Source organism: Pseudomonas sp. NFPP25 (assembly GCF_900116505.1).
GTDB classification, from domain to species: Bacteria; Pseudomonadota; Gammaproteobacteria; order Pseudomonadales; family Pseudomonadaceae; genus Aquipseudomonas; species Aquipseudomonas protegens.
The window spans coordinates 311102-332657 of record NZ_FPBG01000007.1 but is presented as its reverse complement, the minus strand read 5'-3'; the positions used below and the strand labels follow the sequence as shown (position 1 = coordinate 332657).

The window sequence follows — 21556 nt, the reverse complement described above, 5'->3', positions numbered from 1 at the left end:
CATCGAAGAATCTTTAAACTAACAAACACACCACTAATGACCAACATCGCACATGATGTTGGTCATTTCAGTGCGGGGTACGCTGAGCATGTACGGGAGAAATTCAGTGCCCTTTCCTCTAAGCCAAGATAGTTATTTCCACACCCCATCATAAGCCTGCTCAATAGCCCAAGCCTGCTTATCGCCGGCGTCACGGGCATTCCAACGCGCCTGCCACTCTGCGCTCTCGTTCGACCGTCCGTGCTGATAGATCCCCCAGTAAGAGGCAAGCACCAGCACCAGCAGGCCGCCACGTAACAGCCAGGCGCTCACGCCAGCACCTTCGCGGCCAGATCACGCAGGGCCACCCGTTCGGCATGGCCAGTCAGCCCGCCGTTGATTGTCCTGGTGATCTTCGCGAACTGCCCAGAGTCGGCCAGTTCGTTGAGCCCATTCGACTGCCAGAACCAGCCGGCGACCAGAGCTGCAGCCTCTGGTTGCTCTACCAGTTCAGGGTGATTCACTAAGTCCAGGCCCAAGGCAGCGGCGACGGCTCGGTAGTTGTTTGCACCGGTCAACTGGATCAGGCCGCGGCCCCGGTACTTCCAGCCATCACCCGGCAGCGTGTTACCCATACGGCCGGCGTAGACGATGTTCGCGATCTGCTCAGGCTTGCGGGCCACCTGGGCAGCCAGGGCTGCGTCGAAACGGTTCGGCCAGACTGCCCGCAGCCGATCAGCGCTGTAGTTCAGATTCTCGACCATGCGCGTCAACTGCCCCGACTCATGCCCTACCTGGGCAATGAACGCGGCCATCCGCACAGGCGAGTTGATCTTGAAGCGCGCCATCGCCGCATTCAGTGCAGGCAAAAAAAGCCCGCGACTTGGCGGGCTTGAGGGAGGATCTGCAGCAACTGCTGCTCGGTGATCGGCATTTATTTTTCTCCAGGCAATAAAAAACCCGCTCAGGGGGGCGCATTCGGACGCTTCAATTACAGCTGTGGATTGAACGGGTACTGCTGTAGCCCGCCTCCGGCATTCTGCCGACCCAGCACCACCCCCTCCCCCCCTACAGTTCGTCGGCGCAAGTCGCGCCGTGCTCAAGCTTCGAATACTGTATATATATACAGCAACCAACTCGAGTCAGCACCGCACACACTGGAGGCACCGCAACAGCCGATTGTCTGCTTCCCCTCACGCCCCTGGAGCGAGGCAGGAACTCCATACGTATCAAGCGAGACACCAGGGCTTTTCAGGAAAAGTGGCGATATGGCGGCGGTCATATGCCCCGGGCATTTCGGCCCGCACTCAAGCACGCACTTCACTTAAGGATGAGCAGCATGAACGATGATTTGAAGCAGTCAGGCTCTACTACGACCTCGCAGACCACCACATCGCTGGAACAGGTGAAAACCGGAAGGGTCTTGGATTTCACCTGGGCACCTAACGCCAACACCACGACCACCACGGTATCAGCGGACTTTGTCGACTACCGAATCGATACAGCCCAAGGCAGCCCTACCGGGGACAGCCACTCCATAGCACGCTTTACCTATGTCCAGGGCAAAGGCGGCGGCCAGATCAGCCAGCTGTTTCTCGAGGAGATGCGTGCCGGTGTACGGGCCAACACCCAGATTGGGCTGATGGTCGGACGCAAGTGGGTTCTGGACCCCAACGGCGAGGTCTCGGGCAGCATCGGCACCTATGTGGTCGAACAATTCGATGACATGCGCGCCAGTGTCAATTATGTCGGTTCCTTCGCCCGGGTCTTCGCCGACCCCAGGATGGTCAGCTACCACGCCGGGGGCCATGTGCACCCCAATGTCTCGATCACCAGCAGCAGGCCTCTGACCATGGCGGATTCAGGTAAGTCGATCCTGGTCATTAGCGACACCGACGTCACGCTCACGATAGGTGACGATGTGACTGAAGGGTTCAAGGCCACGCTAATCCAGGCCGCCGCCGGCAAGATCAACATCGCGGTGTCGAGCAGCCACATGATCTACAGCAACGCAGGGGGCCGCACGCGCACGCTCAATCCCCTGGATGAGCTGGAAGTCAGCACCTTCCCATTCGGCCCGGTGTTCCTGGCCTTCCGCGTCAGGCCTACGGCCTGACGATTAATCGGGGGCTCCGATCTCCTCCATGAATCCGTCCAGGAAATCCTTCAGGCGCGCATGCCTGACTGCCGCCAACCGCGCCCCTTCGACCGTCTGAAATCCCGAGGCAAGGGAGAGTAGCTTGGTGTGGAAGTGCTCAATGGTAAAACGCTTGTCTTGATAGGGCCTGCCGATGGCGGTGGGGTTTGTGATGTCGTACAGCGCAGAGCCCATTCGCCCAGCGATGTAGAAACAACGGGCGACTCCGATCATGCCGATGGCGTCCAGGCGGTCGCTGTCCTGAAGGATCCTGGCTTCCAGGGTGAGGGGTTCGACGCCCGCGGAGAAGCTATGAGCCTGGACCGCGTGGGCAACAAGCTCAATACGCGGGGCAGGCCAGCCCATGCGCTGCAGAATAGACGCTGCTTTATTGGCCGAAAGAGTGGATGCCTGCGACCGCAATGGCGAGTTTTTCTCGACGGCCACGCAATCGTGCAAGAGGGTTGCGGCAAGCAACGCCTCCAGGTCCCCACCTTCCTTGTCCTGCAGGCGCCGAACATTCATCCAGACCCGATGAATATGAGAAAGATCGTGAGAGCCGTCCGTGCTGTCCTCAGGCAGGAAAGCGAGCAAGTCGGACGCCAGGCTCTGGTAAGGAAAAAACGGCTCTTCAAGCATTTCGTGGCTCCATGGAAGTACTGATCCTGCAGCGTCGGCGAAACGACTCGAGCAGATATCTCGGCGCTATAGAGAATCGGCGGCTAAGCAGAGAAGTACTTGAGCCAATAAGCATCCCGGCATTCATTGGTGAAGCTGATGTGAGCAGGGCGGATGATTTTGTCGAGAGGTTGGCGAACCCCTTCATGGCAGATCCAGCCTTCGACGCAGGCTGCATCGCTGGGAAACCGCCCTGCTCTGCTAGCCGCTTGATGAGTGCCCTGTCATCGTCGGCGGTGACGGTGTCCCCCTGATCGAGCCGGCTTTCCTGACTCGCGTTGTCAAGTAGCGCGGTGCGAGGCGATGCAACTCCCAGGCTTGCACTGACGTAGCTGGCAAGGTGGTCTGAATGAACCATGGACTGTGTCCGCAGGTGGATTGGGACGACTGACAAGCACGCTGACGACGCGCTGGGACTTTACCGATAAGGCAAGCCAATCGACAACCCTGGCCAATGCCACACGCTGTATCCGTTACTCACCTGTAGCAGGAACCTTTTTCCGGAATGGCAATCAGTGCTGCACGCTTTCCGATCAATCATTCAGTGGGCACCGGCATGATCTTGAGAAAAACGGCTCTATACATGGCCTTGGTAATGGCAGGCGTCCTTATCGGCTACAGCATCAAGCCCAGCAATGGGCTCCAGGTAACCGCAGGGCAACTTATAAGCTGCGGCAAGACCACCATTCCAACCATCGAGATGTGAGGGCAGCGCAACAGCGCTCCCTCCCTGATTACACCCAGCCCTCATATAAACCGGCACTGGCCGCCCAGGCCGATCCCTCCTCGCTTGAAGCGAACCTCCAGCATCTCCCGACACCTGCAGCAAGCTTGCTGGCCGAATAATCTCTAGTCTGAAAGAATCTTCGCGCCTGAAGATCGCACCTCAGGCTCGCCTCCAATCCAGGACCCTCCCATGCAGCTCATTCCTTTGCTTGCTAGCAGCCCCACCGTTCAAGCCCAAGTGCGCGCGCTGCGCAACCAGCAGGAGGTGCGCAAATACATGTACACCTCCCATGAAATCAGCGAACAGGAGCATGCAAACTGGCTGAGCAGCCTTCAAGGCAACCCGCGTCAGGAGGTGTTTGTCGCGGTCGATGCCGGGCAAGCCTTGGGGGTCGTGTCCCTGAACGCCATCAATGCCCTGCAGAAAACTGCCGACTGGGCGTTCTACCTGGACGCCGAGCTTCAAGGCAAAGGCCTGGGCAGTCTCATGGAGTTCTGGTTGCTCGACTATGCCTTCAATCAAGCTGCTCTGGACAAACTCAACTGCGAGGTGCTCGCAAGCAATACAGCGGTGATCAGGCTGCACCTGAAATTTGGATTCGTACAGGAAGGCCTGCGGCGCCAGAACATTCTGAAAGACGGCGAGCGAATCGACGTAGTGCTGCTAGGTATTACTCGCCAGGAGTGGCAGGACAAGCGTCCGGCCCTTGAAGGTTTGATCGCGCGGCTCGGTCAGCGAGAGTCCTAGGCATAGGCAGCTACCCTGCCCCTCAGACAAAAGAAAACCGGCGAATGATCGCCGGTTCCTGTCACTCGCCGTTCAGCAGTGCGGAGGCCAGAACGGCCCCTGCACTGCCATCGGATCAATGCGCTGCGTTGAGGGTCAGGCGCATCTGGCGGTTCACATCCTTGTACAGCAGGTAGCGGAAACGACCCGGGCCGCCGGAGTAGCAGGCCTGTGGGCAGAAGGCACGCAGCCACATGAAGTCACCGGCCTCGACCTCGACCCAATCCTGGTTCAGGCGATAAACCGCCTTGCCTTCCAGGACGTACAGGCCGTGCTCCATGACATGGGTCTCGGCGAACGGAATCACGCCGCCCGGCTCGAAGTTGACGATGTTGACGTGCATGTCATGGCGCATGTCGCTCATGTCGACAAAACGCGTGGTGCTCCAGCGGCCTTCGGTATCGGGCATGACCCGCGGCTCGATGTCCTGCTCGTTGGTGACGAAAGCGTCCGGGTATGGCACGCCATCGACTTTCTGGTAGTGCTTGCGGATCCAGTGGAAACGCGCCTCGGTGCCGCTGGTGTTGCGCAGCTTCCAGTCGGCAGCCGGTGGGATAAAGGCATAGCCGCCGGGCTTGAGGACATGCACCTGGCCTTGCAGGGTCAGGTTGACCTCGCCTTCGACGACGAACAGTACCGCTTCGGCGTTGGGGTCCTGCTCGGGCTTGTCGCTACCGCCATTGGCGCCGACTTCAACGATGTACTGGGAAAAGGTTTCGGCGAAACCCGACAGCGGACGAGCGATGACCCACATGCGCATGTTGTCCCAGTGCGGCAGGTGGCTGGTGACGATGTCGCGCATCACGCCCTTGGGGATCACGGCGTAGGCTTCGGTGAACATTGCGCGGTCGGTGAGCAGTTCGGTCTGTGCCGGGTGCCCGCCGTGAGGCGCGTAATAGGTGGTTTTGGACATGGAGACTCTCCTCATTGTTGTTTTGCTGCCCCGCGCGGCAACGCCGCCAGGGTGAACAAACCTGCGGGTCGACGCGCCAGGGAAGCGGCGCAGACCGCTGCTGGCCACCACGATATCCAGCGTTACGCACATGCACAAATTAAATACTGGAATCCGCCATATTCATTTATCGAATGCCGCGCGACTTCAGCCCTGAGTGTCCTGGGCCAGCACCCGCGACAAGACTCGCGCCAGCTCCTTGACCATGGGATCTGCCGCCGGGCGGTGCAGCAACGCCACCTCGAACACGTCCACCGAGGGTAGCCCGGTGCTTTTGGACAGGACCTGGTGGCCAGCTGTGACCGCACGCAATGGCAGCAGGCCTATGCCCATGCCATCGGCAATGGCCGACTGCAGGCCGCTGAGGCTGGAGCTGGTGAAGCTGATATGCCAGCGCCGGCCCACCGCCTCCAGGGCATTGATCATGGCATCGCGGTACACCCCGCGCGGCGGGAAGGTAACGATAGGCAGCGGGTCGAGATCGATGCAGGGGTTTTTCGCGCTATCCACCCATCGGGTCTTCTCCGGCCAGCAGGCCAGTGCCTCGCGGCTGTTGCGCAGTTGCTTGAGCACCACCAGGTCCAATTCGCCACGGTCATAACTGGCGTTGAGGTCGCGACTCATGCCGCTGGTGACCTCCAGCTTGACCTGGGGATAGCGCCGGTTGAACGCAGCCAGTTGCTCGGTGGTGCGGCCGGCAGCGAAGTCGTCCGGCACGCCGATACGCACCGTCAGCACCACCGTGGCCCCGGACAGCGCCTCGAACATTTCATCGTTCAGTGCCAGCAGGCGCCGGGCATATCCCAGCAGGGTCTCGCCGGCATCGGTGGGCAACACATCGCGATTGCCGCGCTCAAGCAGGCGCTGCCCGACCATCTCCTCCAGGCGGCGGATCTTCTGGCTGATGGTGGATTGGGTGGAATGCAAGCGAGTGGCGGCCGTGGTGAAACTACCGCAGTCGGCCACCGTGACAATGGCCCGCAGCAAGTCGAGGTCGAACAGGCGGCTATTGGGTTTCTCAATGTCGCTCATGCTGGTATCTGTTTTCTGAATGCGTTGCGCCTTTCTACCGGGTCTGGCCCGAGGACACAATTGCCCCCGCGGCGCTGAGCAGCCCCGTGCCAAGGCGGCATCCTGCAAGCACGGCAGATATTTTTTCCGGGCCCGCCTGATTGGCAATGTGTACCGACATGTAACGGCGTAGGATGAGGCTCCGGTTCGCTCTATCCCTGACCCTGCTCTGGAGATGCTGAAAATGAAGTTGAACTGCCTCAAGGTGTTGCTGATCGGCGCCACCCTTCTACTGGGCGCCTGCTCCAGTGCGACCACCCACCCCTGCTATTCGGACAAGTGCCGGCTTGGCGGTGGCGTGAGCAATCTGAATCTCAACGGCAACAGCGCATTGGGCAACAGCTTCAACGAGTACGGCTCGACCCTGCTGCACGACTGAAAAACCTGCCCCCCATGCCTGGGTGCTGTCGGGATTGGCTCGCTCCAGCAGCGCCTTGTCACTCCCGACCGCCCCCGCACTCACCCCTTGTTCCGGTTCTTCGCCCCGCCCTGGCGAGCCTTGAAGCGCGGATTGGATTTGCAGATCACATAGATGCGACCGCGACGCTTGACGATCTGGCAGTCGCGGTGACGATTCTTGGCTTCTTTGAGGGACGACAGGACTTTCATGGCAACGCTTCCTTGGGACTGAAATTAATGTAATAACATATCATATTCACCAATGAGAATTATTATCAACCATCAATTTCCGCCACCCTGACCGCTCAACGATTCTCCGCGCCGCCATCGGCCCGTTGCCCGGCCCCGCAGGCTTGGGAGAGCAGGACGGCTGCGTGATCATTACCGCGCCCAGCCTCACCAACTGCCCGACGCCCCGCCGCCGCCACTGGAACCGCCGCCCCCGGAGAAACCGCCACCCGAGCTTGAGCGGCCGCCACTGCTGCTGCCACCGCCACTGCTCCAGCGAAAGCCACTGCCGCCGGCAAACAGGATGAAACTCAGGAAATAGGCGAACGGCACGACCCTCAGCCAATGCTGCGCCGCCTGCCAGGCATCCACACCCAGGCCCATCAGTAGAACCAGCGTCAGCAACACGGCAAAGCGCCATAAAAAGCCCCGGGGGCTCTTGCGCCAGCTGTTGCGCATCATCCAGTACAGCAGCCAATGGCCGCCCAGCACCAGCAGCACCCCCGCCGGCCAGGCCAGGCCGTAGAGGAAAGTCAAACGGCCCAGATACTGGCTGACCAGGGTCAGCAGGCCGATGTACAGCAGCAGCCCCAGCACCCCGTAGAACACCCGCCGCGCCTGCCACAGCCCGGCGAAGGTCGCACCGCCGATCAACATGCACAGCGGCACCAGGAACAACTGCGCCAGCCACTCATGGCCGCCCACGGCTCCCACCAGCACCGCCATCAGCACCACTGCGCCCCCCAGCACCCGGCGCCAGTTCCAGCCGGCGGCCAGCATCACCCCCGCCACCGAGCCGAAAACGAACGCCAGCAGCAAGGCATAGGCTTCGAGCGGCACCGCCAGCCCCGCAGGCTCGGGCAACGAGCCCCCGTCCACCAGCAGGATCAAGTCATCCAGGGCACGGTCGATACCGCCGGCAAAGTCGCCCTGACGAAAGGCCGGGGTCAGGTCCTGGGCGATGATCTGCCCGGCCAGCAGGTCGGTGACCACCGGTTCCAGGCCATAACCGACCTCGATCCGCACCTTGTGGTCGTTCTTCGCCACCAGCAGCAGGATGCCGTCGTCTACCCCCTTGCGCCCCAGCTTCCAGGCGCGAAACAACTGGTTGCTCAGGGCCTCGATGCTCTGCTGGCCCAGGTTGGGCACCAGCATCACCGCGATCTGCGCGCCGCGGCGCTGCTCCAGCGCCTCCAGCTTGTGCACCATCCGCTCCTGGGTGGCGCTATCCAGGGTCGCGGTCAGGTCGATCACCCGCCGGTCCAGGGGCACCTTCACCAGCCCCGGCGGCGCCTCCTCGGCGTGCACCAGGGCCGGCGACAGCAGCCCGAGAAACAGCGCCAGCCACAGGCCACGCCCTTGTTGCAACCACACCTTGATCATCGGCCCGCTTCCCGCATCGTTCATCCTGAAGCGGCGAACTTTACCACTGCCCGTACCGCGACCGATTCACCGCACCTCACCGCCAGCAAAAAACACCGGGCAGGTGACCAAACCTGCCCGGTGCCCGGCGACCTGTCGTGTTGCTGCAATCAGCCTCAGCCCAGGCGGTTGAGGCACACCACCTTGGGCTGGGTCATTTCCTCATAGGCGAAACGCACCCCTTCTCGGCCCAGGCTGCCGTACTTGAAGCCGCCAAAGGGCATGGCATCGAAACGGTAATCGGAAGAGTCGTTGATCATCACCCCACCCGCCTCGATCCGCCGCGCAGCGTCCATAGCGATACGCAGGTCATTGGTGAAGATCCCTGCATGCAGGCTGTATTCGGGCTGATTGGCCAAAGCGATGGCCTGATCCAGATCGTCGAACGGTTGCAAGACCACCACTGGCGCAAAGACCTCGTCCTGCCACAGGCGACTGCCGTGGTCGACATTCTCCAGCACCGTGGCGGCGTAACAGGAACCCCGGCGCTGATGCCCACAGAGCAAACGCGCGCCCTGTTGCAGCGCTTCATCCACGACCTTCTGCGCGTTCTGCGCCGCCTGCAGGCTGATCATCGGCCCGATGTCCGTGCTGCTGGCCAGCGGGTCGCCACTGACCTGCTCCCGAGCCAGGCGCACAAAAGCCTCTCGAAACGCCTCATAGATCGAGGCCTGGACCAGCAGGCGCTGGGTGCCGATGCAGTTCTGCCCCGCCGCCCAGAAGGCCCCGGACACGCAGCTTTCCACCGTCGCCGCCAGGTCACAGTCGGCCATCACGATCACCGGCGCATTGCCTCCCAGGTCCATGGCCAGCTTTTTCAACCCGGCGCTGCGGGCGATCTGCTCCCCGGTGACGAAGCCGCCGGTGAACGACACCATGCGCACCTCACGGGCTTCCACCAGGGCCTTGCCCAGGTCCGCACCACCGGTGGCCAGGGTCACCACCGAGGTCGGCAGGCCGGCATCGCGCAAGTAGTCCACCAGTTTGATCGCCGACAGCGGCGCCAGCTCCGAGGGCTTGAGAATCACCCCGTTGCCCCCGGCGATGGCCGGGCCCAGCTTGTGCGCCACCAGGTTCAACGGATCGTTGTAAGGCGTGATCGCCAGGATCAGCCCCAAGGGCTCGCGCGAAAACCAGCCCTGGCGGTTTTCCGAACCTTCATAGGCATCAAACGGCAGCACCTCGCCGGCATTGCGCTTGGCCTCTTCGGCCGACAGCTTGAGGGTGTTGATGCAGCGCTTGACCTCTTTCTGCGCCTGTTTCAGGGTCTTGCCCGCTTCATCGACGATCAACCGGGCGAAATGTTCGGCGTCGCGCTCGATGTTCAGGGCCGCCCGCTCCAGAATCCGTGCCCGCTGATAGCGCGGCAGCGCCGCGCAGTCGCTGACACCCTGGCGGGCTTGCTGCAACAGGTAGGGCACGGCACAGGCCTCAAGGCGTGGCACTGTCCCGATCAGCCGACCATCGAAGGGGCTGCAGACATCAATCGAATCGGCGGCCAGCGCCAGACGTGACAGGTTCATGGGCATGCTCCTAGCGGGCCAAGCGCGACTGGTGGATGTGAATGATGTCCGAGAGCAAGGCAAAGGCGGTCTCGATGCGCCCAGCGCCCGGCCCGGACACCGTCACCGCGCCCAGCAGTTCGGTGTTGAACGACACCGCGTTGATCGCCCCGCCAATGCCCGCCAGCGGATGGGCCAGGGGCAACAGGCGCGGCTCGACACTGGCTTGCAGCGAGCCATCGGCCAGGCGTTGGGCCGAACCGATCAGCTTCCAGCGCGCGCCCTCGGCACGGGCCTGCTCCAGGTCCTTGACCGTCAGGCCGGAGATACCCCGGCAACTGACATCACTGACGGTCAACTGCGCGTCGAGCAATTCGTTGGCCAGGATCACCACCTTCAAGCGCACGTCAAAGCCTTCGACATCCGCGCTCGGATCGGCCTCGGCATACCCCAGGGCCTGGGCCTCGGCCACCGCTTCGGCAAAGCCCAGGCCGGCCTCCATGCGGGTCAGCACAAAGTTGGAGGTGCCATTGAGAATGCCCTCGAACCCCAGTAGCCCACTGCCGGCCAGGGACTGCTTGGCCATGCGGATCACCGGGGTGCCGCTCATCACCGCGCCTTCGTATTCGAAGGCCGCCAGATTGCGCTGGGCCAGGGCCTTGAGCTCGGCGCTGTGCAGGGCAATGGGGCCCTTGTTGGTGGTCACCACGTGCTTGCCCTGCTCCAGGGCCCAACGGCAGAAGGTACTCGCTGGCTCGCCGTCCACCGGGTTGGTGAAAGTGGCCTCGGCAATGATGTCGGCGCCGGAGTCCTTGATCACCTGTTCGTTGAGCGCCTCCACCTGGCCGCCCGGCAGTTGCGCCAAGGCGCCCTTGGTTGCCGGCAGCTTGCTCAGCAGACCGGCATCCAGCCCCTGGGAAGCGACGATGGAGCCCAGGAACAGATCGCTGATGCCAACGATCTTCAAGCTGAAACCCAGTTGTTTTTTCCACGCCTGATTGCGCTCGGCAATCAGTTGCGCCAGGGCCCGGTTGACCCCGCCGAAGCCCACCAGGGCGATGTTGTATTCAGTCATTTTTGTTGTGTTCCATCCGGGTTGAGAAGCTGATGGACACAAGGTTAGGGGTCGGGACCGGGCAGTGAAATATGCCGTTTTGCTGTATTTGCTGAGCATTTTGCCCAGCGCCCGTGACCACTGCCGAAGGCTGCGCTCACAGGCGCTGGCTACGCAAAACCCGCAACCAAGACTGCCCCTGTAGCCGCTGCCGAAAGCTGCACCCGGCTCCGCAGGAGACGCTAACCCTGGCGGTGCGGTCCAACAGGACACCACACAGGGTTCCATTCATCGCAACATGCTGATTGACCGCGCAGGAAGGTCCTTCGGCCCTTTTCGCAGCCTCGCCAAAGGCTCGGCAGCGGCTACAGGAGGCCAGAAGATCCGGCTCTGCGCTCAGGCCACAGAGGACAAGACAAAGGACGTCACGGTGTTTTCCACCCCGGGCAAGGCGGCGATGTCATTCCACACCCGGTGCACCCGCTCTACGCTGGCGGCGCTGACCCGCACCAGCACATCGAACTCGCCGCTGAGCACTTCGCACTGGATGATCTCCGGCATCGCGCGCAGCGCCTGCAATACATCGGCCCCGCGCATGCGGTCGTAGCGGTAGACGAAGATCAGCGCATTGATCCGGGTATCCGCCCCGCGCCCTTCGCCCAGGCGAATGGTGTAGCCCTGGATCGCTCCGTCGCGCTCCAGGCGTTCGATGCGCTGGCGCACCGCGTTGCGCGACAGGTTGACCTTGGCCGCCAGCTCGGCATGAGCCGCCCGGGCATTGCGGGTCAGCTCGGCGATGATGCATTCGTCCAGTGGATCCAGGATCCGCTTCATGAAGCCTCCTTCGCGGTGCCCATCACAGTGCCTTCAGGCAGTGCAGTACGGCGGCAAAATCATCCGCCGCCAGTGCCTGCCACTGCGCCGTGGAAGGCGCCGCGAGTGGCTGCGGTGCCAGCCCGGGAATACCCAGCGAGCTCAGCAGGCGCGCCGACTTGGCCGGTGCAATCTCCCCCAGGGTGACCATCGGTGCCACCAGGCTGCGGCGGTACAGGCGCGCCGCCAGGACGCCGGTGGCGGCATGGGGGTCAATGACGTAGCCGGTGTCCCGATACAGGCTGACGATCTCCTTGCCGGTCTCTTCATCACTGACCGAATAGGAGTCGATGATCATCCGCGCCTGGAGCCAGGCCTCGTTGTCCAGGGTCATCTCGCCGCTGTCCTCGAAGCCCTGCATCAGCACCGCCACCGCCTGCGGGTCCTGGCCATACAGCTCCCAGACCAGGCGCTCCAGGTTGGCGAACAGCGACAGGTCCATGGCCGGCGACAGGCTCTGGCTGGCCTCGGCGCGACAATAGCGGTTCTTCAGGAACAGCTGGTGCAGGGCGTCGTTGCGGTTGGTGGCGACAATCATCTGGGTGATGGGCAGGCCCATCTTCTGCACGATATAGCCGGCATAGACCTCGGCGAAGCTGGCCGCCGGCACGCTGAAACCGATGGGCCGCTGGCCGCCCCCCAGTTGCAGCACGGCATGGAAATACAGCACCAGCTGGGCCATGACCCCGACCCAATTGCTGGAGTTGAAGCCGATCACCTCGCGCTCGGCCAGGGGCCATTGGCGCAGCAGGCGGGCCACCAGGGTCTGGCAGTCGTCGAAGCTGCCCTGCACGGCAAAGCGCCACAGCCCGGGGTTGTGTGCCGCCTGCAACTGCTGCCCTTGCTGCTCGGGCACGCCGTGCTGCGGATAGAACACCAGCACCTGGGTCTGCGGGCAGTCCTTGAAGGCGTCGATAGCCGCCAGCGCGGTATCGCCGTTGCTGGCCCCCACCAGCACCCCGTGGCGCTGCCGGCGCTGGAGGAAATAGCCCACCAGTTGCGCCTGCAACCGCGCGGCAAAATCCTTGGCCGAGCCTGTGGGCCCATGGAACAGTTCCAGCACCCATTCATTGCGGTCGATCTGTCGCAGGGGCGCCACCGCGCGGTGGCCAAAGCCGCTGTAGGCGCGGCTGAGCAAGGCCTTGAAGTCCGCCTCGGGCAGGCAGTCGCCCACAAAGGGGCTGAGCACCCGGAAGGCCAGTTCGGGGTAATCCAGGGTCGACCAATTGGCGATCTCCTGGGGGCTGAAGCGTGGCAGCTCGGCAGGCACGTACAGCCCGCCATCGGCAGCCACGCCGGATAACACCACGCTTTCGAAATCCACCTGCTCGGCGGTACTGCGGGTACTCACATAACGCATGTTTGGCTCCGGCCAGTCATTTATGGCGATGGGCCTGCTCCACCAGCCAGGTGGAAAATTCCAGCGCATCGGGGTGCGGATCGGCCCCGGCGCCACGCACCAGGTAAAAGGATTCGCTGGCCTCGATGCGCTGACTGAAAGGCTCCAGCAAGCGCCCGTCGGCGAGCATCTGGTCGACCATGGAGGAACGGGCCAGGGCCACGCCCAGGCCCAGTTCGGCCATGCGCAAGGTGGAAATCAGGGTGTCGAACTGCATCCCCCGGGACGAATCCACTTGCTCGGCGCCGGCCCGCTGCAGCCAGTAGCCCCAGCCCTCTTCGTAGCCCAGCACATGCAGCAGCGGGTGCCGGGCCAGGTCCGCCGGCACCTCTAGCGGCGCCTTGTCCAGCAAGGCCGGGGCGCACACCGGGAACAGCGTGTCCCAAGTCAGGCGCTGGGCCACCAGCCCCGGCCAGTGGCCGTGGCCCCAACGAATTTCCAGGTCGTCTTCGCCGTCCAGCTCCTTGACCCAGATATTGCTGATGTAGCGGATATCCACCAGCGGGTGCCTGTGCTGAAAATCCGCCAGCTTGGGCGCCAGCCAGTGGACGAAAAACGCCAGGCTGCCGCGCACCTTGATCGGCCGGCGCTTGTGCTGGCCGAAAATTTCGTTGGTGCCCACCGCCAACCGGGTGATCGCGTCCTGCACCACCGGCAGGTAGGAGCGGCCCTCCTCGGTCAGGTCCAGGCCGCGGGGCAGGCGCTTGAACAGCGCCACCCCGAGGTGGCTTTCCAGCTGGCGGATCTGTTGGCTGACCGCGCCCTGGGTGAGGAACAGTTCCTCGGCGGCGTGGGTGAAGTTAAGGCAACGGGCGGACACCTCGAAGGCGCGCAGCCAGTTCAGCGGGGGCAAGCTTTTCTGCTTCATGGCCTGGCTCTCATGGACACCCTGGGCGCCGGGCGCACCCGTCAACCCTGCAGGGCATCGGAGGGCCGAGCCAGGGCTGCCAGGGACAGGCGCCGCTGGCGGCTACTGCGGGTAATGTAATACACCAGGTAGCACCAGGCGATGAAGGGCAGGCCGAAGTACAGGGCCACGCGCTGCTCGGGGTCGAAACCGATGCCGACACAGGCCAGGGCGCAGCACAACAGCGCCCCCAACGGCACCCAGGGGTAGCCACGAACACGGAATTTCAAGTCGCGCACGTCACCGCCGTTGGCCACGAAGTGCCGGCGAAAGGCGATCTGGCTGGCGGCGATGCTCATCCACACCACCACCACCGCCAGCCCGGAAATCGACACCAGGGCCAGGTAGATGGTGTCCGGGGCGAACACGCTGCTGAGCAGCGAGGCGGCGCCACCGGCCATGCTCACGATGATCGCGTTGAGCGGCGTGCCCATGCGGGTCAGGGCCGAGAACTGCTTGGGCAGGTGGCCCTGGTCGCTCAGGGTCCAGAGCATCCGCGAGGCGGCGTACAGCCCGGAGTTGGCGGCGGACAGCAACGCGCTGATGATCACGAAGTTCATGATGTCGGCCGAGTACGGAATGCCGATGTAGGTGAACACCGTGACGAACGGGCTTTCCACCAGGCCGGCCTGCTCCCGGGGCAACAGGGTGGCGAGGACGAAGATGGTGCCGACGAAGAAGATCGCCAGGCGCAGCACCGTGGTGCGGATCGCCCGTGGCACATTGCGTTGCGGGTCACGGGTTTCGCCAGCGGCGATGCCGATCAGTTCGGTGCCGGAGAAAGCGAAGGCCACCGCCAGTAGGGTCATGGCGATCGGCATGAAGCCGGTGGGGAATAGCCCCTCACGGGTGAAGTTGCTCAGGCCGATGCTGTGGGCCTGGTCGATGTGCAGAAGACCGAGAATCGCCCCGCCGCCCACCACCAGGAATGCCAGCACGGTGATCACCTTGACCAGCGACAGCCAGAACTCGGTCTCGGCGAACAGCCGCACCGACACCACGTTGGACAAGAACACCACCATGGCGAACAACGCGCTCCAGATCCACACCGGGGTCTCGGGGAACCAGCGGGCCATGAGGATCCCGGCGGCGGTGAATTCCGAGCCGATGGCCACGGTCCAGGTCAGCCAGTACAGCCAGGCCACGGTGTAGCCGGTACCGGGGCCGAGAAAGCGCGTGGCGTAGGTGCTGAAGGAGCCGGTCTCGGGCATCTGCACCGCCAGCTCGCCGAGGCACATCATCACCAGGTACACCATCAGCGCGCCGATGATGTAGGCGATCACCGCGCCCAGCGGGCCGGCCTGGTTCACCGTGTAGCCGGACGTGAGGAACAGCCCGGTGCCTATCACCCCGCCCAGGGCGAGCATGACAATGTGCCGGGTCTGCATTTCTTGCTTGAAGCCGCCGCGCAAGTCGGTCTGTTGTTCTTGTAGGGACATGATGGTTCTCATGAAAGTTGTCAGGGCAAGTCTCAATTTCTGCGACTGTGGAAATGGGCAGAAAACAAATCGGATGCCACCAGGTTTTTATTGTTATTCCTCTTCATGAAGCCCCCACTGGCTGCCTTGCTGTGGGGGTGTTGCGCGCTCTTTTCAGTGGGCGACCTCGGCCCGCGGGTCCTGGGATGGGATGGCGCCAGGCGCCGCATTCTGCTTGAGGGATTGGCGCAGCCAGGCGAAGGCCTGCTGCAGGTCGGCCAGCAGGTCATCGGTGTCTTCGATGCCCACCGAAATCCGCACCAGGCCTTCGGAAATGCCCAGGGCCTGGCGCTCTTCCAGGGTGTTCTCCACATGGCTGGTAGTGCGCGCCGGGCCGTAGATGGTTTCCACCGCCCCCAGGTTGCCGGCGCAGTGGGCATAGCGCAGGCGTGGCAACAGCTGCTTGACGCTGTCCATGCCACCCACCAGGACAAAGCTGACGATGGCGCCGAAACCGCGCATCTGCGCACAGGCCACGGCGTGGTTCGGGTGGTTGGGCAGGCCCGGGTAGTTCACGGCTTCCACCAACGGCTCGTTGAGCAGGAACTGCGCCAGCTGCGCGGCGCTGTGCTGTTGCTGGCGCATGCGCAGGGCCAGGGTCTTGATCCCGCGAATGATCAGGTAGGCCGAGAACGGATCGAGGCTGGCACCGTTGATTTCCCGGTAGTGACGCACCTGGCTCATCAGCGCTTCGCTGCCGCAGGCCACGCCACCAAGCACATCGCCGTGACCGCTGAGGAACTTGGTAGCGCTGTGGATCACCACATCCACGCCCAGCGCCAGGGGGTTCTGATTCAGCGGCGTAGCGAAGGTGTTGTCCGCCACCACCAGGGCGCCGACCTGTTTCGCCGCGGCGACCAGACGCTGGATATCGACGATCTTCAGGGTCGGGTTGGTCGGCGTCTCCAGGTACAGCAGGTCGCAGCCCTTGGCGATCTCGGCCTCGATCTGCTGCTGGTCGAAGGTTTCGCAGAGGGTCACGGCCACGCCCATGCGCGGCAGGAATTCCTCGAAGATCTTGTTGGTACCACCGTAGCTGTCCTTGGTCGACACCACCCGCTGGCCGTGGCGCAGGAAGCTGTAGAGCACGCCGCTGATGGCTGCCATGCCGCTGCTGAAGGCCACCGCCGATTCGGCGTTTTCCAGGTCCTGCAGCTTGGCTTCCAGGGTTTGCACCGTGGGGTTGCTCATGCGGCTGTAGATAAAGCCCGGGGCCTTGCCCAGGGCCACGTCGTACCACTGTTCGATGTCGTCGTAGCCATAGGCGGCGCTGGCGACAATCGGGGGTTGCGTGGCGTTGTAGGGATGACGGACTTGCTCTCCGCCCCAGACCACCCGGGTAGCGGTTCCGGGGTTTTCCAGCCCTGTGCGTTCAGGTTTTTTATTCATTGCAACGGCTCACCATAAAGGGTGCGCGGCCTGTTGCCGCGCTGGATCTGGTGGCCAATATAGAGAAAAGCCCAAGCCCCGAGAAACGATGTTATCGGGGCCAAAGGGGCAGTTTTTTTAATGGCTGCACAGCCCTGCAAACGGCCTGCGCACGAGGCTTTTGTGACGCCTCTTGCATTGCGGCACCGGGGCTTGCGAAGCTGCTGCGCGCCAGCCCGCAAACCCCGAAAGGAACCGCAATGAACCGCACCGAGCACCTGTGCCTGATGGCTCGCTACAACCAGTGGATGAACAGCAAGCTGTACAGCGCCGCCATGGGCCTGTCCGATGCGCAACTGGCTCTGGACCGGCAGGCCTTTTTCGGCTCGATCCTCGGCACCCTCAATCATTTGCTGGCCGGCGACACCATCTGGCTCAAGCGCTTTGCCCAGCACCCGGCGCGGTTTGCGGCCCTGGCGCCGCTGCAGCAGGTGGCCCTGCCACAGGACCTCAAGACCCTGCTGTTCCCAAACCTGGGCGGGCTCTGGCAGCAGCGTCAGTGGCTGGACCAGTTGATCCTCGATTTCAGCCAGTCCCTGAGCGACGCAGACCTGGACAGCAGCCTGCATTACGCCAACACCCGGGGCGTGGTCGCCGAGCGCGATTTCTATAGCCTGCTGGTGCATTTCTTCAACCACCAGACCCACCACCGCGGCCAGGCCAGCACCCTGCTGACCCAGGCCGGGGTGGATATCGGCGATACCGACCTGCTTATGCTGATACCCAGCGATATCTGATCAGGCTTGAGCCCAACGGGCGCACAACAGGGGCAGGCCGCGCTCGTGCCAGAAGCCCATGGAAATCCCGCCGCTGGACATGCCGCCATGGGCAAAGGCCTCGACGAAGAAGTGCCCTGCCGAGCTCCAGGCCCTGCCGGTCAGTTGCTCGAAGGCCTGGACGATCAGGGCTTCCAACTGCTGCGCCGTGGCCGGCCAGGGCGTGTGGGCCAGATGCGTGGCCATGGCTCGCCACAAATAGGGGTCACCCCGCAGCCCCCAGGACAGCGGTTCCTCGGCGAACAGCCGTGCGACGCTGCGCTCTCCCTCCATCGAACCCTCCCGGCACTGCGCCCAGTATTTATTCAGCGCCCAATCTAGCGTCTGCATCGGGCTTCTGCGACCATGCGCGCGGAAAAACCCGCTTGCTAAGGAATGGCGCCATCAAAGCCCTCAATGCTCTGTTCGTTGTGTCCCTGCTGTCCCTGGTGGGCTGCGGCACCCTGATCGCCCGCACCCCCAATGCCCATACCAGCTACGACTACTACAAAGGCACCCAGGCCAATATCGAACTGCTGACCATGCGCGGAGCCAGCGGCTACGACGGCTACGTCACGCTGTTCTGCTGGATGAGCATTGTCTGCCCGGTGGTGGCCATCGTCAGCCTGCCGGTGGACGCCGTGGCCGACACCGCGCTGCTGCCCTATGACGCGATGAATCACTGATTCGCGCCCCCTGCCAATGGCCTGAATGGAAGAGCGATCATCCGAATCATCAATTACCTGTTGCTGCTCAACACCCTGCTGCTGTCCGGCTGCGGCACCTACATGACTCGCGGCAATGCCCTGGACTTTCGCGACGACCGCTACTACCGCAGCGTCAAGACCAACGCCCAAGTGCTCACCGGCTACGACATGGGCTACGCACGCATGATCACCGGCGGCTGCTGGGTGATGGTGGTGTGTCCGATCCTGATGATCGCCAGCCTGCCCCTGGACGCGGCGCTCGACACCGTGCTGCTGCCCTACGACGCGCTCCAGCCGGAGCGGCCCAAGCGCAACACGCACGTGGATATGAAGGAGATTCCCGAGCAAGACCTGCAGGCATTGCCCATCAGTGCCGAGGTGCAAGACCCGACGGCCCACACCCCGCCCATCACCCCGCAGGCTGATTGAACCCCTTCAGGCGGGCATGCAGGCTACACCTGATCCGGCGCGCACAGCTGGGGCACCCGCTGCGCCAGGCGGCAACGTCGCCCCAGGCGATCCACCTGGGGGCGGCCGAACAGGTAGCCCTGCCCCCACTCGCCACCACAGGCCGTGGCCAGGCCCTGGTCGGTGGCAGTCTCCACCCCTTCGATGATCACGCAGGGCGCCAGGGTCTTGCACAGTTGCACCAGGTGGCTGAGGGTCTGGGCGCTGTTGAGTTCGCTGCGGGCGCGCTGGATGTAGCCCTTGTCGATCTTGACGATGTCCGGCCGGGTCTGGCGGATGAACTCCAGGGTGCCCAGGCCCGCGCCGAAATCGTCGATGGCCACCCGGCAGCCCAGTTCGCGCAGGCACAGGACAAACTCGCTGGCCGCCTCGATGCTCGGTGGCGTGGCGCTTTCGGTGATCTCGATGACCAGCCGCGCGGCCACGCCGGGAAAGTCCCGCAACTGCTGGACAATGGGGTACCAGAATGAATCGATGATCGCGCTCTGGGCCGAGATATTGCACCCCAGGCGCAGGCGTTCGTCCCGTTGCAGGCTGTCGATCACACAGAGCACCACGCTGCGGTCCAGCTCGCGCATCACCTGGTGTTTCTCCAGTAGCGCCAGGGGGTAGACATCCCCGCCCTGGGCATCGACATGGCGCAGCAACCCTTCGTGGTAGAGCACCCGGCTGCTGTCGGGCAGCCACACCACCGGCTGGAATGCCAGCATCAAATGGCCCTCGGCCAATTCACGATAAAAGTCTTTGATGCTTTGCATGACAGATCCATAGGCAAGCCAACGACGCACCCTCGAACGTGGCACGACGAGCCCGCCGCCGCACTCGCCCAAGGGTCCCTGCCCAACCATGATCGACCCTGCCCGGGCCACCCGGAAGTGTTCCCGGATACCTTTCGCTTGTCCTCGGAAACCTGGGCCGGTGCTTATTCGTCTGTGGCCTTTTGTTTATTGCAATCATGCAAAAGGCCTCATCGATATCATTTAGCCACTAGTCCAGGAAGACCTATGCACAGAATGACCAGCGCCAGCTTTCGGGTGCTTGCCGATGTCATGAGAGAAGGCGGCGCGAATGTCGACGCCCTGCTCAGAACCTTCGGCAGCAGCATCCAGGACGTTGAGGAAAATCCCAAGGGCGTGAGGCTGGAACTGGTCTATCAAGTAATGCGCGAAGCCACCCGCCGCACCGGCAACCCGGACCTCGGGCTGCTGGCCTACAGCAAGGCCCACCCGGCCAACCTGGAGGCCCTGGGCTATGCGGTGATGTCTTGCGCGACCCTGGGGGCAGCGCTGCAGCGCCTGGTGGATTACCAGGCGCTGACCAGCAACGGCTTCTGCATGTGCCTGGAACGCAAGCCCGACGCGTTGCAACTGATCGGTTTCGACGTCACCGCCGAGCCTTCGCTGATCCCCCGGGCGGTGATCGACGCCGGCGCCGCCCAGACCCTGGGCCTGCTGCACTGGCTGCTGCCCCAGCACAAGCCGCGGCCGCTGGTAGCGGCCTTCACCTACCCCGAGCCTGCGGACACGCGCATGCTGCGCCGGCTGATGGGCGACAACCTGCAGTTCTGCGCGCCCCACAACAGCCTGACCTTCAGCAGCCAGGACTGCGCCATCGCCCTGCCCACCGCCGACCCGGCGCTGGATGTGCTGCACATGGAATACGCCCGCAACCGCCTCAATGTGCTGCTCAGCGGCTCGATGACTGCGCGGGTGCGCCGCGCCCTGTCCGAATCCCTGGCCCAGGGCGCGCCCAGCGACCTGCCGCATATCGCCCAGGCAGTGGGGGTCAGCACCCGCAGCCTGCAACGCAGCCTGGGCCATGAAGACGTGCACTTCTCGGCGCTGCAGGACGAGGCGCGGCTGATGCTGGCCCACAGTTTTCTGCGCAACTCCATGCGCAGCGTCAAGTACATCGGCGCCCTGTTGGGCTTTCGCGACCAGAGCAGCTTTCACAAGGCCTGCCTGCGCTGGTTCGGCATGACCCCGGGGCGCTACCGCGAGCAGTGACAGCAACGCCGAGCAAAGGCTCGGCGCAAGGCGACTGGAGCCTGGATCAGTGGCTGGCTTGCAACTGCGGCTGCACTTGCGGCATGGCCGAAGAGTGGTGGTTGAGGATTTTCCACTGTCCGCCCAGGCGCTCGTAGAGGAAGGTGTAGCGAGCCTGGACCTGCTGTTTCTTGCCGTCGGCGGCAGTCAGGGTGAAGGTGTAGACGCCGCTGTCCATGGCCGCATCCGGGCCCAGGTGACGAATCTCCCGGTAGTTGATCTGGCCCACCGGCCGCGAGGCCATGAAGTGCTCGAAGTAGTCCTGGATCTGCGCGTGGGTGCTGCGCACCTGGTTGGAGACCGTGGGTTGCAGCACTGCATTGGCCGCATAGAGGCTGACCACGGCTTGCGGGTTGCCGGTCTGCAGGGCGCTGTTCCAGCGATCGAAGAGACCGGCGATTTCCCGGTCCTGCAGGTTCTGCGGCTGCTCGGCCACGGTGCGGTACACGTAAGGGGTGGCTTCCAGGGCCTGAGCCAGTGGCGCGCTCAGCACGAAGAACAGGGCCAGGGCGGTGCTTTTCAGTTTCATTCACGGACTCCAGTGGGTTTCAATGAGCCCCA

At 63.3% G+C, this 21556-nt stretch carries 24 protein-coding genes and 1 pseudogene; 8 read left to right on the top strand and 17 right to left on the bottom strand.

Going from position 1 to position 21556, the window contains the following annotated elements; translation table 11 throughout:
- Nucleotides 1-132 precede the first annotated feature (132 nt).
- Together BM382_RS26790 and BM382_RS26785 are read right to left on the bottom strand one after the other, a co-directional pair.
- Nucleotides 133-312: a DUF2514 family protein gene (locus tag BM382_RS26790; RefSeq protein WP_041118972.1), complete on the bottom strand. Its 180-nt coding sequence runs from the start codon at nt 310-312 to the stop codon at nt 133-135.
- Nucleotides 309-913 (bottom strand): annotated as a pseudogene (locus BM382_RS26785) (glycoside hydrolase family 19 protein). Before BM382_RS26785 ends, BM382_RS26790 begins: the two are co-directional and overlap by 4 nt.
- A 405-nt stretch (nt 914-1318) precedes the next feature.
- Between BM382_RS26785 and BM382_RS26780 the strand changes: the two are divergent.
- Nucleotides 1319-2095 carry a hypothetical protein gene (locus BM382_RS26780; RefSeq protein ID WP_072444434.1) on the top strand — a complete coding sequence of 259 codons (777 nt, stop codon included), beginning with the start codon at nt 1319-1321 and terminating at the stop codon, nt 2093-2095.
- 3 nt (nt 2096-2098) lie between these two features.
- Here the strand turns inward: BM382_RS26780 and BM382_RS26775 are convergent, their stop codons facing one another.
- The gene (locus BM382_RS26775; RefSeq protein WP_011062090.1) at nt 2099-2755 is read right to left on the bottom strand and encodes an HD domain-containing protein; all 657 of its coding nucleotides are present in this window, start codon (nt 2753-2755) and stop codon (nt 2099-2101) included.
- 544 nt (nt 2756-3299) lie between these two features.
- On the opposite strand from BM382_RS26775, the gene BM382_RS26765 reads away from it, so the two are divergent.
- A complete protein-coding gene (locus BM382_RS26765) occupies nt 3300-3500 on the top strand; it encodes a hypothetical protein (protein WP_019094218.1) in 201 nt (66 codons plus the stop codon).
- Between the two features lie 210 nt (nt 3501-3710).
- Nucleotides 3711-4268 carry a UDP-4-amino-4,6-dideoxy-N-acetyl-beta-L-altrosamine N-acetyltransferase gene (gene pseH, locus BM382_RS26760; protein ID WP_011062091.1) on the top strand — a complete coding sequence of 186 codons (558 nt, stop codon included), beginning with the start codon at nt 3711-3713 and terminating at the stop codon, nt 4266-4268.
- Between the two features lie 115 nt (nt 4269-4383).
- Here pseH and BM382_RS26755 read toward each other — a convergent pair whose 3' ends face one another.
- The gene (locus BM382_RS26755; RefSeq protein WP_011062092.1) at nt 4384-5220 is read right to left on the bottom strand and encodes a bifunctional allantoicase/(S)-ureidoglycine aminohydrolase; all 837 of its coding nucleotides are present in this window, start codon (nt 5218-5220) and stop codon (nt 4384-4386) included.
- A gap of 186 nt (nt 5221-5406) precedes the next feature.
- Nucleotides 5407-6291, bottom strand: coding sequence for a LysR substrate-binding domain-containing protein (locus BM382_RS26750; protein WP_011062093.1), 885 nt, complete (start codon nt 6289-6291; stop codon nt 5407-5409).
- 223 nt (nt 6292-6514) lie between these two features.
- Here BM382_RS26750 and BM382_RS26745 point away from each other — a divergent pair, with 223 nt between their 5' ends.
- Nucleotides 6515-6709 (top strand): hypothetical protein, encoded by a 195-nt coding sequence (locus BM382_RS26745; protein WP_011062094.1) that lies wholly within the window; start codon nt 6515-6517, stop codon nt 6707-6709.
- 80 nt (nt 6710-6789) lie between these two features.
- Here the strand turns inward: BM382_RS26745 and ykgO are convergent, their stop codons facing one another.
- The 9 genes from ykgO to BM382_RS26700 form a co-directional block, all read right to left on the bottom strand.
- The gene (gene ykgO / locus BM382_RS26740) at nt 6790-6939 is read right to left on the bottom strand and encodes a type B 50S ribosomal protein L36 (protein WP_011062095.1); all 150 of its coding nucleotides are present in this window, start codon (nt 6937-6939) and stop codon (nt 6790-6792) included.
- Between the two features lie 186 nt (nt 6940-7125).
- Nucleotides 7126-8340, bottom strand: a complete 1215-nt coding sequence (locus BM382_RS26735; protein ID WP_072444436.1) for a TPM domain-containing protein — start codon at nt 8338-8340, stop codon at nt 7126-7128.
- A 155-nt stretch (nt 8341-8495) separates the two neighbouring features.
- A complete protein-coding gene (locus tag BM382_RS26730; protein ID WP_011062097.1) occupies nt 8496-9902 on the bottom strand; it encodes an aldehyde dehydrogenase family protein in 1407 nt (468 codons plus the stop codon).
- Between the two features lie 10 nt (nt 9903-9912).
- The gene (locus BM382_RS26725; protein WP_011062098.1) at nt 9913-10956 is read right to left on the bottom strand and encodes a homoserine dehydrogenase; all 1044 of its coding nucleotides are present in this window, start codon (nt 10954-10956) and stop codon (nt 9913-9915) included.
- 375 nt (nt 10957-11331) lie between these two features.
- Entirely contained in the window at nt 11332-11769 is a 438-nt protein-coding gene (locus BM382_RS26720) for an Lrp/AsnC family transcriptional regulator (RefSeq protein ID WP_011062099.1), read from the bottom strand.
- 22 nt (nt 11770-11791) lie between these two features.
- Entirely contained in the window at nt 11792-13168 is a 1377-nt protein-coding gene (gene thrC / locus BM382_RS26715; RefSeq protein ID WP_072444438.1) for a threonine synthase, read from the bottom strand.
- Between the two features lie 16 nt (nt 13169-13184).
- The gene (locus BM382_RS26710) at nt 13185-14075 is read right to left on the bottom strand and encodes a LysR substrate-binding domain-containing protein (RefSeq protein ID WP_011062101.1); all 891 of its coding nucleotides are present in this window, start codon (nt 14073-14075) and stop codon (nt 13185-13187) included.
- Between the two features lie 41 nt (nt 14076-14116).
- A complete protein-coding gene (locus tag BM382_RS26705; RefSeq protein ID WP_011062102.1) occupies nt 14117-15553 on the bottom strand; it encodes an amino acid permease in 1437 nt (478 codons plus the stop codon).
- Between the two features lie 153 nt (nt 15554-15706).
- The gene (locus BM382_RS26700) at nt 15707-16981 is read right to left on the bottom strand and encodes a cystathionine gamma-synthase family protein (protein WP_072444440.1); all 1275 of its coding nucleotides are present in this window, start codon (nt 16979-16981) and stop codon (nt 15707-15709) included.
- Nucleotides 16982-17220: 239 nt separating this feature from the next.
- Here BM382_RS26700 and BM382_RS26695 point away from each other — a divergent pair, with 239 nt between their 5' ends.
- A complete protein-coding gene (locus tag BM382_RS26695; protein ID WP_011062104.1) occupies nt 17221-17757 on the top strand; it encodes a DinB family protein in 537 nt (178 codons plus the stop codon).
- Here BM382_RS26695 and BM382_RS26690 read toward each other — a convergent pair whose 3' ends face one another.
- Nucleotides 17758-18069, bottom strand: coding sequence for a hypothetical protein (locus BM382_RS26690; protein WP_041118987.1), 312 nt, complete (start codon nt 18067-18069; stop codon nt 17758-17760).
- A 92-nt stretch (nt 18070-18161) separates the two neighbouring features.
- Between BM382_RS26690 and BM382_RS26685 the strand changes: the two genes are divergently transcribed.
- Both BM382_RS26685 and BM382_RS26680 read left to right on the top strand, forming a co-directional pair.
- On the top strand, nt 18162-18461 hold the full coding sequence (locus BM382_RS26685) for a YceK/YidQ family lipoprotein (RefSeq protein WP_041118988.1): 300 nt from the start codon (nt 18162-18164) through the stop codon (nt 18459-18461).
- Nucleotides 18462-18521: 60 nt separating this feature from the next.
- Nucleotides 18522-18911, top strand: coding sequence for a YceK/YidQ family lipoprotein (locus tag BM382_RS26680; RefSeq protein ID WP_072444442.1), 390 nt, complete (start codon nt 18522-18524; stop codon nt 18909-18911).
- 23 nt (nt 18912-18934) lie between these two features.
- Here the strand turns inward: BM382_RS26680 and BM382_RS26675 are convergent, their stop codons facing one another.
- On the bottom strand, nt 18935-19708 hold the full coding sequence (locus tag BM382_RS26675; protein ID WP_072444444.1) for an EAL domain-containing protein: 774 nt from the start codon (nt 19706-19708) through the stop codon (nt 18935-18937).
- A gap of 246 nt (nt 19709-19954) precedes the next feature.
- Here BM382_RS26675 and BM382_RS26670 point away from each other — a divergent pair, with 246 nt between their 5' ends.
- Nucleotides 19955-20956, top strand: coding sequence for an AraC family transcriptional regulator (locus BM382_RS26670; protein WP_011062109.1), 1002 nt, complete (start codon nt 19955-19957; stop codon nt 20954-20956).
- A 46-nt stretch (nt 20957-21002) separates the two neighbouring features.
- Here the strand turns inward: BM382_RS26670 and BM382_RS26665 are convergent, their stop codons facing one another.
- Nucleotides 21003-21524, bottom strand: coding sequence for an SgcJ/EcaC family oxidoreductase (locus BM382_RS26665; protein ID WP_053152622.1), 522 nt, complete (start codon nt 21522-21524; stop codon nt 21003-21005).
- Between the last annotated feature and the right edge of the window lie 32 nt (nt 21525-21556).